Below are 12,943 nucleotides of genomic sequence, written 5' to 3' on the forward strand. Positions count from 1 at the left end.
TTCTTGTTATGTCGCAGGCGTGCGCCCGCTTGTTATGGGGTGAAACTCAGTCGCGCTCGACCGACAAGGTTTTCCAGCCACCTTCGGCGAACTGGAACACGGTGGCAGCCGGGTTCTTCAGGTTGCCCTTGTCATCGAAGGCGATGGTGCCGGTGACGCCGTCATAGCTCTGGCTCTTGAGCACTGGCAGATACACTTTGGGGTCGTCGGAGCCGGCCTTGACCATGGCGTTGATCGCGGCCCAGGTGGCGTCATACGCAGCGGGCGACGACTGCACCACACCCACGCCGAACTTGTCCTTGAGCTTCTGTTCGAAGGCTGCCCCTTTGGGCATGTCCAGCAGCGGCGTGCCATAGTTCCAGGCATAGGTACCTTCGGCGGCGCTGCCAGCCATCTGCTTGAACGAGTCATTGGGCAGGTTGCCGATGTTCATGAAGCGCGCCTTCAGGCCCAGGTTTTTCATCTGCTTGGCCATGGGTGCGGCCTGGTAGTCGAGTGCCGCGAAGAACACCGCGTCGGCCTTTTGCGCCTTGGCAGTGGTGAGGATGGCGTTGAAATCGGTGGACTTGTCGTTGGTGTACTCACGCACCACCACATTGCCGCCAGCCGCCTTGACCGCCCTGGTCACCTCGTCGGCCAGGCCTTGGCCATAGGCGGTGCGGTCATCGAAGATGGCGATGCGCTGGGCCTTGAGCTGGCTGACCAGGTAGTTGCCGGCGTAGCGGCCCAGGGTGGCGTCGTCGTTGACCGTGCGAAACACCGAAGGGATGCCCTGCTGGGTCAAGGTGGGGTTGGTGGCCGAGGGCGAGATCTGCGGGATGCCGGCGGCGGCGTAGATCTTCGAAGCCGGGATGCTGGTGCCGGAGTTGTAGTGGCCGATCACCACCGCCACTTTCGAGTCCACCAGGCGTTGCGCCACCGCCGTGCCCGTGCGTGGGTCGGCGACATCGTCCTCGGAGACCAGTTTGAACTGGGCCACCTTGTCACCGATTTTCAGTTGCTGCTGGTTGGCCTCTTCTACGGCAATCTGAATGCCATGCTCGACGTCCTGTCCCTGGTGCGCCGAAGGGCCGGTCAGGGGGCCGGCGAAGCCGATCCTGACAACTTCACTGTCTGCTGCGTTTGCCGTCCCCATGGCCATCAGCAATGTTACCGCGGTCGCGAGGGCTGTACGCCCTCCCTTGTTGTTATTCATGCTCAGCTCCCAGTAGTGATTGGACGAACCTCGACATCGCTTACCGCATGCGAAATGGCCGGAACGCCATCGCACTTGTAAGATAACAGTCAGCAGGCAACTGTCAATGGGTGTATGCTACGCGAGCAGGTAAAATAATTTTCACGGCGACGAGATCTGCGTGGTCAAGAAGTGGGGCATCAGACGAGCTAGTAAGATGTTTGATAACATATGCCGACAACATCACCGCTGGTTGGCTACGGATCCCGCCGCAAGGGGCATGAGGGCTGCGCGCAACCTGCCGGAGAATCAACCGTGATGAGCCAATCAGTTTCAGGAGCAACCCTTCTATGAATGCGTCGTTAGGCACGCGTCGCGCCAATCTGGCGGAAATCGTGATCCAGGAGCTTTCCAGCCGGATCGACACTGGCACCTACGGCCCGGGCGACAAGCTGCCGTCCGAACAAGCGCTGTGCAAAGAGTTCAACGTCAGCCGCCCGGTCATCCGCGAAGCGGTGGCCTCGCTGCGCCTGGGCGGGCGCCTGGTTGCCCGTCAAGGTGTGGGCGTATTCGTGGTCGAGCAGGATGTGAAACGCATCGGCTTTGCCATCGACAGCGTGGTCGATGACGTACGCGCTGCGGCGCAGATCCTTGAATTGCGCCTGGGGATCGAGGCGGAATCGGTGGCCCGCGCCGCCGAGCGCCGCAGCCCGGCCAGCATGGCGGCGATCACCGAGGCGTTCGACCGCTTCAACTCGCTGGACGGTGCCACGCAGGAAGAGGAAGCCAAGGCCGACTTCGAATTCCACCTGGCGATTGCACGGGCCACCAACAACCCGCATTTCACGCAATTGCTGGAAGCGCTGGGGCCGGACATCATCCTTGACCTGAACCTCAAACATGGCCAAGTAACCGGCAAGAACCGCCAGGCACACATCAAGAAAATTGCCCGCGAGCACGGGGCAATCCTGTCAGCGATCAGCATGGGCGATGTGGCCAGCGCACGTACGGCGCTGCGCAAGCACCTGGAAGAAAGCCTGTCGCGCTACCAGCGGCTGCTCGACAGCAAGGCCTGATCGTAACCCTGTGTCGGCCTCTTCGCGGGTAAACCCGCTCCCACAGTGACCGCACGGCCTTCAAATCATGCGCCGTACCTATGGGAAATTTCCACAGGTGCCATGCAGATCTTGAGAGCTGTGCAGTACCTGTGGGAGCGGGTTTGCCCGCAAAGAGGCCGGTACAGGCAACCTCAGAGCCTCAGGAATGCCTTAAAGCCCAAGGCACACATACTTGAGTTCCAGGTAATCCTCGATCCCGTAGCGTGACCCCTCCCTGCCCAACCCCGAGGCCTTCACCCCGCCAAACGGCGCCACTTCAGTCGCCACCACGCCGACGTTGACCCCGACCATGCCGTACTCCAGCGCTTCCGTCACCCGCCAGATGCGCCCGACATCCCGGGCATACAGGTAGCAGGCCAGGCCGAACTCGGTGTCGTTGGCCTGGGCAATCACTTCCTCCTCACTGCCGAAGCGGAAGATCGGCGCCACCGGCCCGAAAATTTCCTCGCGCGCCACGCGCATGTCCGGCGTCACATCCGCCAGCAAGGTCGGCTCGAAGAAGGCCTCGCCCATGGCGTGCCGACGCCCTCCCGCCACCACCCGCGCACCGGCCTCCACAGCTTCGCCGACCAGCCGTTCGACACCATTGGCCGCACGCCCGTCGATCATCGGGCCGACCTGTGTACCTGGTGCATCGCCCTGCCCGACGACCAGCTCACCCACGCGCTCGGCAAAGCGCGCCACGAAGCGCTCGTAGATGCCGTCCTGGATATAGAAGCGGTTGGCGCACACGCAGGTCTGCCCGCTGTTGCGGAACTTGGCGATCAGCGCGCCTTCCACCGCTTTTTCCAGGTCGGCATCGTCGAACACGATGAACGGAGCGTTGCCGCCCAGCTCCATGGTCACCTTCTTCACCGTTGCCGCCGACTGCCGCAGCAACTGGATGCCGATGGGGGTCGAGCCGGTGAACGACAACTTGCGCACCACCGGGCTGGCCGTCAGCTCGCCGCCAATGGCCGCCGAATCGCCGGTCACCACGCTAAGCACACCCACCGGGATACCGGCACGCTCGGCCAGCACGCACAGTGCCAGCGCGCTGAACGGGGTTTGCGAAGCGGGCTTGAGCACCAACGTGCAGCCCGCCGCCAAAGCCGGCGCCGCCTTGCGGGTGATCATCGCCGCCGGGAAGTTCCAAGGTGTAATCGCCGCACACACACCAATCGGTTCCTTGGTCACGATCAAGCGCCGATCAGCGTTCGGCGAAGGAATCACATCGCCATAGATGCGTTTGCCTTCCTCGGCATAGAACTCCACATAAGCGGCGGCAAAGGCAATCTCGCCACGGGATTCGGCCAGGGGCTTGCCCTGCTCGGCGGTCATGATGCGCGCCAGGTCTTCCTGATGAGCGAGGATTTCGCGGAACCAGGCCTGCAGCGGGGCGGCACGCTCCTTGGCAGTCAGCGCCCGCCACGCTGGCAAGGCGCACTCGGCAGCCGCGATGGCACGGCGGGTTTCTTCTGCCCCCATCCGCGGCACGTGGCCCAGCACTTGGCCGGTGGCCGGGTTGGTCACGGCAATGCGCTGGCCGCTGTCAGCCGCCAGCCATTTTCCATCGATATAGCAAACTTCACGCAGCAGATCACGATCGGCAAGTTTCATGTCGATTGGCTCGTTCGGATAATGAAAAAAGGTGGGGCCGGACCGCGCCCCACCCGAGGTGAATCAGCGCTTGGCTTGCAGGGCCTTGTCGCGAATCTGGCTGAGGGTCATGCGCGGGGTCAGGGCTTCGGGGTCGACCTGCACTTCGATCAGCGCCGGCTTGCCGGATACTTGGCAACGCTCGAAAGCGGCAGCGAAGTCCTCGGTACGGGTAACGGTTTCACCGTGCAGCCCATAGGCGCGCGCCAGGGCGGCAAAGTCCGGGTTGTGCAGTTCGGTGCCGGACACCCGCCCAGGATAGGTGCGCTCCTGGTGCATGCGGATGGTGCCGTACATGCCGTTGTTGACCACCACGGTGATCACCCGTGCGTCGTAGTGCGCCGCAGTGGCCAGTTCCTGGCCATTCATCAGGAAACAACCGTCACCGGCAAACGCCACCACCGTGCGCTGCGGGTAGGTCAGCTTGGCCGCCACTGCCGCCGGCACGCCGTAGCCCATCGAGCCGTTGGTAGGCCCGAGCAGCGTGCGGAATACACGGTGCTGGTAGCCACGGTGCACCCAGCCGGTGTAGTTGCCGGCACCACAGGTGAGGATGCTGTCGGCCGGCAGGGTCTTGTTCAGCCAGGCGATCACTTCGCTCATCTGCACATCACCCGGCGAGCGCGGTGTTTCGAAGTTGCCGCGGTAGCCGCTGTTCAGGCTGGCGACCCAGTCGGCGAATTCCGCCGGACGCACCGCCTGCAAGGCAGCGGCCTGGGCCAGGAAGCTGCCGGGGCCGGCATTGATGCCCAGGGTCGGCTGGTAAACGCGGCCGATCTCCTCGGCGCTGGCATGTACATGCACCAGCGCCTGCTTTGGCGTTGGAATGTCGACCAGCGCATATCCGCCCGTGGTCATCTCACCCAGGCGGGCACCCACCACAATCAACAGGTCAGACTGCTTTACCGCATCGACCAACACCGGGCCGGCAGCCAGGCCCAGGTCACCGGCATAGTGCGGGTCGGTGTTGTCGAACAGGTCCTGGCAGCGGAACGACGCCGCCAGTGGCACGTTCTGCGCCTGCACGAAGCGCTTCAGGTCGGCCACCGCCTGGTCATTCCAGCCACCGCCACCGGCAATCACCAGTGGCCGCTGGGCCTTTGCCAGCAGCGCCTGCAACTCGCCCAGTGCCTGGGGCGCCGGAGCAGCCTCGACACGCTGGGCCGGGCGCGCATCGGCGACCTGCACCAGGTCGGTGAGCATGTCTTCTGGCAGCGCGATTACCACCGGACCAGGGCGGCCACTGATGGCGCGCTGGAAAGCCTGGTTGACCAGTTCGGGAATGCGCGCGGCATCGTCGATCTGCACCACCCACTTGGCCATCTGGCCGAACATGCGCCGGTAGTCCACTTCCTGGAAGGCTTCGCGTTCGATCTGGTCACGGGCCACCTGGCCGATGAACAGCAGCATCGGCGTGGAGTCCTGGAACGCGGTGTGCACGCCCACCGAGGCGTTGGTGGCACCTGGGCCGCGGGTGACGAAGCAGATGCCTGGCTGGCCTGTCAGCTTGCCGTAGGCCTCGGCCATGTAGGCAGCACCGCCCTCCTGGCGGCAGACGATCAGGTCGATCTCATCCTGCACATCGTGTAGCGCATCGAGCACTGCCAGGTAGCTTTCACCTGGCACGCAGAACGCACGCTCGACACCATTCACCCGCAGGGCATCGACCAGTACCTGGCCGCCACTGCGCTTCACTTCGGAGTTGCTCATTGTTGTTCTCCCTCATGCGCTGCGGTCAGATGACCGAATCTTCCAGGAACGGCTTGTTGTCGATCACCCGCTGGTAACTCAGCGCGCTCAGGTCGAGCGAGCGGTAGCCGCCATAGGTGATCAATTCGGACAGCCCGCGACCAATGGCCGGTGCCTGCTGCAGCCCATGCCCGCTGAAGCCATTGCAGAACAGGAAGTTGTTCACCTCGTTATGCGGGCCAACGATGGCGTTGTGGTCCAGCACGCAGAAGTCGTAGTGCCCGGCCCAGAAGTTGACCACCTTGATGCCTTCGAACGCCGGCACCCGCTCAGCGAGGATCGGCCACACCTCTTCGTCGAACTCTTCGTGCAGCACATCGAAATCTTCGAAGTCCACTTCCGGGTCGTTTTTCGGGTAGGTACCGCCCAGGTAGAACTTGCCTTCGGGGCGGAAGAACACCCCGGTCGGGTCGATGGTCAGGGGCACGGTGCCTTCCAGCGGGGTACGGCAATCGAACACGAACAGCGAGCGGCGGCGCGGCTCGACCGGGATATCCAGGCCGGCCATGCGCGCCACCTTGGTACCGCGGGTACCGGCACAGTTGACCAGCAGGCCGCAGCCGATGCGCTCTCCGCTGGCCAGTTGCACGCCGGTAATCCGGTCGCCTTCACGCTGGACACTCACCACTTCGTTCTCGATGTACTCGATGCCCATCGAGCGCGCCTTGCGGCGGAAGCCGTTGAGCATGCCCAGGCTGTCGAACCAGCCTTCACCGCTACGCCCGTAGCTGGCACCGGCGAGGCTGTCGATGTTCACCCAAGGGAATGTGCGCTGCAGCTGCTCGGGGTCGAGCAAGTGCACGTCAGCGCCGTGGGATACCTGGGTATCGTGCAGGCGGCGCAGCACTTCGTAGCCTTTGTCATCACCCAGAAACAGGTAGCCGTTCTCGTGGAAGGCCAGGTCCGGGCGATCGCCATCTACCTCCATCACTTCGGGGAAGCTGCGCACGAACTCGGCACCGAATCTGGAAATTTCGATGTTGATCGGGTTGGAGAACTGCTGGCGGATCGAGCTGCTCGACAGCGCGGTGGCCGACTTGTTGTAGGTCCAGTCGCGCTCGATGACCAGTACCGAACCGTTGAAGTCCGGGTTGTTGGCCAGGAAGTAGGCGGTGGCGCTGCCGTTGACCGCGCCACCGACGATCACCACATCGTAATTCTGTTGTTTAGCGGTGGAAGCCATGGAATTAGCTCTCTTCTGATGTTGCGATATACAAGATTCACACTCGCCACGCGGGCTTCTTTTACCCGCACCGGCCTCTTCGCGGGTAAGCCCGCTCCCACAATGGGCCGCGCTGTCCCTGTGGCAGACGAGGCGATTATTTCGGGTCTTCGAAGTGCCCGGCGCCGGCGAAGTTGCCGCCGTGGTAGCGCGCGGCCGGTTCGTTCGGATCCAGTGGCGGGTGCTCGGCCAGCACCTTGTCACGGTAGTCGTCGGCGCTGTCCTTGGGCACGTAACCGATGGACGAAGCCAGGCGGTTGTCCCACAGGCTTTCGCGGTTGGCCGACATGCCGTAGACGATCATGTGCCCGACCCGCGGCGCCAGCAGCGAGCGCTCGGTGAGCTGGGCGAAGTCGTCGAACGACAGCCAGGTAGCGAGCATCCGCCGGTCCAGTGGCTCAGGGAACGACGAGCCGATGCGCAGGTTGACCGACTCGATGGCGAACTTGTCCCAGTAATAGCGGCCCAGGTCCTCGGCGAAGCACTTGCTGACGCCATACAGGCTGTCGGGGCGGTGCGCGGCGGTTGCGTCGATGGTTTCGGTGCGGTCGTAGAAACCGATGGCGTGGTTGGAGCTGGTGTACACCACACGCTTGACGCCATTGCGCCGTGCCGCTTCGTAGATGTTGTAGGTGCCAACGATGTTACCGTTGAGGATCTTGTCGAAGGTGTCCTCCACGGGTACGCCACCCGCATGCACGATGGCGTCGACGCCTTCAGTCAGCGGCAGCACATCGTTGAAATTGGCCAGGTCGCAACGCACCAGCTGTTCATGCGGCGCAGCGTGGCCCATCTCGGCGATGTCGGTCAGGCGCAGCTCGTCGGCGAAGGCGGCCAGGTGCTTGCGCAGCACGCTGCCAAGGCGTCCGGCGGCGCCGGTGATCAGCAGTCGTTTGAAAGGCTTGCTCATGTCTTACCTCGAATGCTTGGTGGGGTCAGGACAGCGCCGCGAACGCATCGCGCAACTGCCCCAGGGCTTGTTCCAGTTCCTGCCGCGACGTGGCGAACGACAGACGAATGTAGGGCTCAAGGCCAAACGCCGAACCCGGGACGGTCGCGACCTTGCCAACGCGCAGCAGGTAGGCCGAAAGGTCGGCATCGTTACAAATGACCTGGCCATCGGGGGTGCGCTTGCCAATGAAGGCACTGACGTCAGGGAAGGCATAAAACGCGCCCTGTGGCATCTGCAATTGCAGGCCCGGGATCTGCGCCAACCCCTGTACCACCAGCGCGCCACGCGCCTGGTACTCGCGGTTGGCTTCGCGCACGAAGTTCTGCGGCCCGTTCAGCGCCGCCACGGCCGCCAGCTGCGAAATGCTCGACGGGCAGGTGGTGGTCTGCGATTGGGTCTTGTTCATCGCCACCACCAGGTCTTTTGGCCCGGCGGCGTAGCCAAGCCGGTAGCCGGTCATGGCATAGGCCTTGGACACACCGTTGATCAGCAAGGTGCGCTCACGCAACTGCGGGCAAGCCGTGACGAAGGACACGAACGGCTGATCGCCCAGCACGATGTGCTCGTAGATCTCGTCAGAGATGATCAGCACGTTCGGGTGCCGCTCCAGCACCTTGCCCAACGCAGCAAACTCTTCTTGGGTGAAAATCGCACCGCTCGGGTTGTTCGGCGAGTTGAGCATCACCCAACGGGTGCGTGGGGTGATGGCAGCTTCCAGCTGTTCGGGCTTGAGCTTGAAGCCCTGCTGCGCGCTGCACGGGATGACCTTTGGCACGCCACCATTGAGCAGGGCCATGTCGGTATAAGACACCCAGTACGGCGCCGGGGTGATTACCTCGTCACCCGACTCGAGCGTAGCGAGGAAGGCATTGAACAACAGTTGCTTGGCACCATTGCCCACGCAGATTTCGTCCAGGCCATAGACCAGATCGTTTTCCCGGGCAAACTTGTCGACGATGGCCTGGCGCAACACTTCAAGGCCATTGGGCCCGGTGTAGTGGTTGTTGCCCGCGCGCATTGCCTGGTACGCGGCCTCGATAACGTGAGCCGGCACGTTGTAGTCTGGCTCGCCAAGGGCCAGGTTGATGACCGGTTCGCCCTGGGCCAGCATCTGCTTGGCCAGTACCGACACCGCCATGCTTGGCGAGCTTTTTACCGCACGCACGCGGCTGCTTTGCACGTCCATTTTCTAGCGCTCCTGGGCGGCGTCGAAGCCGTAGTCGTTGCGTGCCTGTTCGGCGCTGATGTAGCCCGCACGCACATCGCGTTCAACCTGTCTGGGGTCGCGCTGGCGCGGGTCACCGTAGCCACCACCACCGGGCAGGCGCAGCACCAGGCGACGCTCGGCAGGCACGAACTGCTGGCCCTTGCCGCGCAGCAGGCTGCCATCGTCCAGGCCGACAAAACCTTCGGCGCCCGCTTTGCCACCCTCCAGGCCGCGTGCCGCGTACTGGATACGGTCGAACATGGCACTGAAGCGGAAGCTGTAACCCTCGGCCGCCGACACTTCGATCTCCTGGCCCAGGCCGCCGCGCAACTGGCCGGCGCCACCAGAGCCTTCACGCAGCTCCTTGCGCCACACCACCACCGGGCCAGCATGCTCGGTGGCTTCCACCGGCATGGTGTGCACGCCGCTGGGGAACGCCGTGGCACTGAGGCCATCCATGGCCGAACGGGCACCCATGCCGCCACTGTTGAACATCAGCATCTCGGCATTCCGGCCAGTCGGGTTGCTTTCCAGCGGGCGCACGCTCAGGTGCAGGTTCCACAAGGCACTGGCGCCCTCGGCCGGCACTTTGCCGGGCAGGCACTTGTGCAGTGCGCCAAGCACCAGGTCGGGCACGAAATGGCCCAGCACATGGCGCACCGACACCGGCGCCGGGTGCTTGGCGTTGAGGATGCAGCCTTCCGGCGCAGTGACCTCGAACGGCGCCAACGATGCAGTGTTGTTCGGGATTTCCGGCGCGACGATGCATTTGAGGCCATAGCAAGCATAGGCCTTGGCGTAGCCCAGCGGCACGTTGATGCCGAACTGGCTCATGCCCGAAGTGCCGGTGAAATCGCTCTTGATGCCGTCGGAGCCAACAGTGAGGGTCACCACCAGGGTCACCGGCACGTCGTAGCCATCCAGGGTCATGCTGTTGGTGTAGGTACCGTGGGGCAACGACTTGAAGCATTCAAGGGTAGCGCGGCGGCTGTGCTCCAGGATGAAGCCACCGATGTGTTCCAGGTCGTCCAGCTTGAACTCTTCGAGCATGTCCAGCAGGCGTTTGTGACCGGTCTCGTTGCACGCCGACAGCGCATAGAAGTCGCCCACTACGCGGTCGTTCTCGCGCACGTTGTTGCGCAGGATGTTGATCAGGTCGCGGTTGACCTTGCCGCGCTCGAACAGCTTCATGATCGGGATGAACAGCCCTTCCTCGTACACCTCGCGGGCATCGGGGCCAAAACCGCGGCCACCGATGTCCACCACGTGGGCGGTACTGGCGAAGTAGCCGATCAGCCTGCCTTTGTAGAACGACGGCGAAACGATGGTGATGTCGTGCAGGTGGCCGGTACCCTTCCACGGGTCGTTGGTCACGTACACATCGCCTTCGAAGATGTTGTCTTCGCCGATGTCGTTGATGAAGTGCACCACCGCCTCGGCCATGGTATTGACGTGGCCCGGGGTACCGGTGACTGCCTGGGCCAGCATGTTGCCGGCACGGTCGAACACCCCCGCAGACAGGTCGCCGGCTTCACGTACGCTGGTGGAAAACGCGGTGCGGATCAGGGTCAGCGCCTGCTCTTCGACCACCGAGACCAGGCGGTTCCACATCACCTGCATTTGAATGTCGATCAAAGTATCGCTCATGGTTCTGGCTTCCGAATCAGGCGTTAGCGGCGCACGACCAGCAGGCAGCCGTCTGGCTGGACCGTGGCGGTGAAGTTGGAGGTGACGAAGGTCGAAGTTTCGCGCTCGACGATGATCGCCGGGCCGTCCACACGGGCACCGACCTGCAGCTCTTCGCGTGGGTAGATGCCGGCTTCGACGAAACCGCCAGCGGCCACGTCGAACACCTGGCGCCGCGTGACTTCGTGGGCGCGGTAGGCAGCGCCCACTTCTTCGATGCGTGCCACCGGCGGCAGCGGCGAACTGGCCCGGACCGACCAGCTGACGATCTCGATGTCCGGTCCTTCGATGGGGCGGCCGAAGAAGCGGGTGTAGGCTTCTTCGAAGCGCGCCTTGAACTCTACCGTGTCGGCAACGCTGAAGGCTTTGAAAGGCAGCGCGACGGGGATTTCCCAGCCCTGGCCGACATAGCGCATGAATGCGGTGCAGTCCATTTCCGGCTCGCCTTGCGGCATGCCCTGGCGCAGGAAGCCCAGCGACTCGGCTTTCATCTCGTCGATCAGGCCGTTGACTTGCGCGGCCTCGAACTCGGACAGGCGCACGAAGGCGCTGCGTACGGCCTCATAGCCGAACGGCGCACGCAGGAAGCCAATGGCCGAGCCCACCCCGGCACCGGCCGGGACGATGAAACGCGCCACGCCCATTTTTTCGCACAGCCGCGCAGCGTGTAGCGGGCCTCCACCACCAAAGGTGATCATGGTGTAGTCGGCGATGTCTTTGCCGCTTTCCACCGCGTGCACACGGCCGGCGTTGGCCATATTCTCGTCGACCACTTCGCACACGCCGAACGCTGCTGTGTCGGCCTGCATGCCCAGCGGCTGGCCGATCTCCCGGGCCATGGCGTTGGCGGCGTTGTCTCGGGACAGGCGTAGCGCGCCACCGGCGAAGTTGTCGGCATCCAGGCGACCAAGCAGCAGGTTGGCGTCGGTGATGGTCGGCTCCAGGCCGCCACGGCCATAGCAGGCCGGGCCAGGCTCGGACGCCGCGCTGTGCGGGCCCACGCGAATTTGGCGCATGCTGTCGATGCTGGCGATGGAACCACCACCCGCGCCGATCTCGACCATTTCCACCACCGGGATGGAAATCGGCATGCCGCTGCCCTTCTTGAAGCGGTAGGTACGTGCAACTTCGAAGGTTTTCGCGGTTTTCGGCACCTGGTCTTCGATCAGGCAGATTTTTGCCGTGGTGCCGCCCATGTCGAACGACAGCACGTTCTCCAGCTGGTAACGGCGGGCGATGTCGGCAGCAAAGATGGCACCACCGGCCGGGCCGGACTCCACCAGGCGCACCGGAAACTCTGCTGCGCTCTGCACCGAGATGATGCCGCCGCCGGAGTGAATCATGAACACCGGGCAATCGGCGCCCTCTTGCTTGAGGGTAACCACCAGGCGGTCCAGGTAGGATTTGATCAGCGGCTTGACGTAGGCATTGGCGCACACGGTATTGAAGCGCTCGAACTCGCGCATCTGCGGCGAGACTTCACTGGAGATGGAAATCGACAGCTGCGGCAGGCGCGCCTGCAGGGCATCGCGCAGCTGGCGCTCGTGGGCGCCGTTGACGTAGCTGTGAATGAAGCCGATGGCGACGCTCTGGTAGTTGCCTTCGGCGATGCGCTCGACCAGGGCATCGATTTCGGCCTGCGCAGGGGCAATCAGCACTTGGCCTTTGACATTCAGGCGTTCACGCAGGGTGTAGCGGTGTTCGCGGTCGATCAGCGGCGGCGGCAGGACGATGTTGATGTCGTACTGCTCGAAGCGGTTCTCGGTGCGCATTTCCAAGGTGTCGCGGAAGCCTTCGGTGGTGATGAAGGCTGTGCGTGCGCCACGGCGCTCGATCAGGGCGTTGGTGGCCAGGGTGGTACCGTGGATCAACTGATCAATGTCCGACAGCGCCAGGCCTGCCTGCTCCACCACCTGGCGCACGCCAGTGAGGATGGCCCGTTCGGGCAGCTCATAGTCGGTCAGGATCTTGGTCGAATGCAGCACGCCGTTCACGTCCAGCGCGATATCGGTGAAGGTCCCGCCTATGTCCACGCCGACCCGGCATGATGTCGCAGTCATCGTCATATCCCCTGCAGTGCTTTGTAGTTGTCTCGACCGGCTGAAACGGTCTTCATGTAAGTTATATGTTGTCTTACAGGTGGTCAAGCACCTATTTTCCCAAATCTCGCCTTCCTATGCCGGCTTCTGCCGGAGCG

At 63.4% G+C, this 12,943-nt stretch carries 9 protein-coding genes; 1 reads left to right on the plus strand and 8 read right to left on the minus strand.

Annotation, left to right across the window (positions count from 1 at the left end; all coding sequences use genetic code 11):
- Positions 1–46 precede the first annotated feature (46 nt).
- On the minus strand, positions 47–1,195 hold the full coding sequence (locus OZ911_RS17160) for a branched-chain amino acid ABC transporter substrate-binding protein (RefSeq protein WP_024717576.1): 1,149 nt from the start codon (positions 1,193–1,195) through the stop codon (positions 47–49).
- A 329-nt stretch (positions 1,196–1,524) separates the two neighbouring features.
- Between OZ911_RS17160 and OZ911_RS17165 the strand changes: the two genes are divergently transcribed.
- Positions 1,525–2,250 (plus strand): FadR/GntR family transcriptional regulator, encoded by a 726-nt coding sequence (locus OZ911_RS17165; protein ID WP_016487592.1) that lies wholly within the window; start codon positions 1,525–1,527, stop codon positions 2,248–2,250.
- A 192-nt stretch (positions 2,251–2,442) separates the two neighbouring features.
- On the opposite strand, the gene OZ911_RS17170 is transcribed toward OZ911_RS17165, so the two are convergent.
- The 7 genes from OZ911_RS17170 to OZ911_RS17200 all read right to left on the minus strand — a co-directional run bounded on the left by OZ911_RS17170 (position 2,443) and on the right by OZ911_RS17200 (position 12,806).
- Positions 2,443–3,891: an NAD-dependent succinate-semialdehyde dehydrogenase gene (locus OZ911_RS17170; RefSeq protein WP_268968382.1), complete on the minus strand. Its 1,449-nt coding sequence runs from the start codon at positions 3,889–3,891 to the stop codon at positions 2,443–2,445.
- Positions 3,892–3,954: 63 nt separating this feature from the next.
- Positions 3,955–5,640 carry a thiamine pyrophosphate-binding protein gene (locus OZ911_RS17175; RefSeq protein WP_016487594.1) on the minus strand — a complete coding sequence of 562 codons (1,686 nt, stop codon included), beginning with the start codon at positions 5,638–5,640 and terminating at the stop codon, positions 3,955–3,957.
- 25 nt (positions 5,641–5,665) lie between these two features.
- Positions 5,666–6,862: an NAD(P)/FAD-dependent oxidoreductase gene (locus OZ911_RS17180; RefSeq protein ID WP_016487595.1), complete on the minus strand. Its 1,197-nt coding sequence runs from the start codon at positions 6,860–6,862 to the stop codon at positions 5,666–5,668.
- A 136-nt stretch (positions 6,863–6,998) separates the two neighbouring features.
- On the minus strand, positions 6,999–7,811 hold the full coding sequence (locus OZ911_RS17185; RefSeq protein WP_016487596.1) for an NAD-dependent epimerase/dehydratase family protein: 813 nt from the start codon (positions 7,809–7,811) through the stop codon (positions 6,999–7,001).
- A gap of 25 nt (positions 7,812–7,836) precedes the next feature.
- Positions 7,837–9,039, minus strand: coding sequence for a pyridoxal phosphate-dependent aminotransferase (locus tag OZ911_RS17190; protein WP_016487597.1), 1,203 nt, complete (start codon positions 9,037–9,039; stop codon positions 7,837–7,839).
- Between the two features lie 3 nt (positions 9,040–9,042).
- Positions 9,043–10,707: a hydantoinase B/oxoprolinase family protein gene (locus OZ911_RS17195; protein WP_016487598.1), complete on the minus strand. Its 1,665-nt coding sequence runs from the start codon at positions 10,705–10,707 to the stop codon at positions 9,043–9,045.
- 23 nt (positions 10,708–10,730) lie between these two features.
- Positions 10,731–12,806 (minus strand): hydantoinase/oxoprolinase family protein, encoded by a 2,076-nt coding sequence (locus tag OZ911_RS17200; protein WP_268968383.1) that lies wholly within the window; start codon positions 12,804–12,806, stop codon positions 10,731–10,733.
- Positions 12,807–12,943 lie beyond the last annotated feature (137 nt).

Source organism: Pseudomonas fortuita, assembly GCF_026898135.2.
Classification (GTDB): domain Bacteria; phylum Pseudomonadota; class Gammaproteobacteria; order Pseudomonadales; family Pseudomonadaceae; genus Aquipseudomonas; species Aquipseudomonas fortuita.

Bases quoted from the DNA above. Each gene is read 5' to 3' on its own strand.
- OZ911_RS17180 (WP_016487595.1), bottom strand. From the start codon at position 6,862: ATGGCTTCCACCGCTAAACAACAGAATTACGATGTGGTGATCGTCGGT.
- OZ911_RS17170 (WP_268968382.1), bottom strand. From the start codon at position 3,891: ATGAAACTTGCCGATCGTGATCTGCTGCGTGAAGTTTGCTATATCGAT.
- OZ911_RS17195 (WP_016487598.1), bottom strand. From the start codon at position 10,707: ATGAGCGATACTTTGATCGACATTCAAATGCAGGTGATGTGGAACCGC.
- OZ911_RS17185 (WP_016487596.1), bottom strand. From the start codon at position 7,811: ATGAGCAAGCCTTTCAAACGACTGCTGATCACCGGCGCCGCCGGACGC.
- OZ911_RS17200 (WP_268968383.1), bottom strand. From the start codon at position 12,806: ATGACTGCGACATCATGCCGGGTCGGCGTGGACATAGGCGGGACCTTC.
- OZ911_RS17165 (WP_016487592.1), top strand. From the start codon at position 1,525: ATGAATGCGTCGTTAGGCACGCGTCGCGCCAATCTGGCGGAAATCGTG.
- OZ911_RS17175 (WP_016487594.1), bottom strand. From the start codon at position 5,640: ATGAGCAACTCCGAAGTGAAGCGCAGTGGCGGCCAGGTACTGGTCGAT.
- OZ911_RS17160 (WP_024717576.1), bottom strand. From the start codon at position 1,195: ATGAATAACAACAAGGGAGGGCGTACAGCCCTCGCGACCGCGGTAACA.
- OZ911_RS17190 (WP_016487597.1), bottom strand. From the start codon at position 9,039: ATGGACGTGCAAAGCAGCCGCGTGCGTGCGGTAAAAAGCTCGCCAAGC.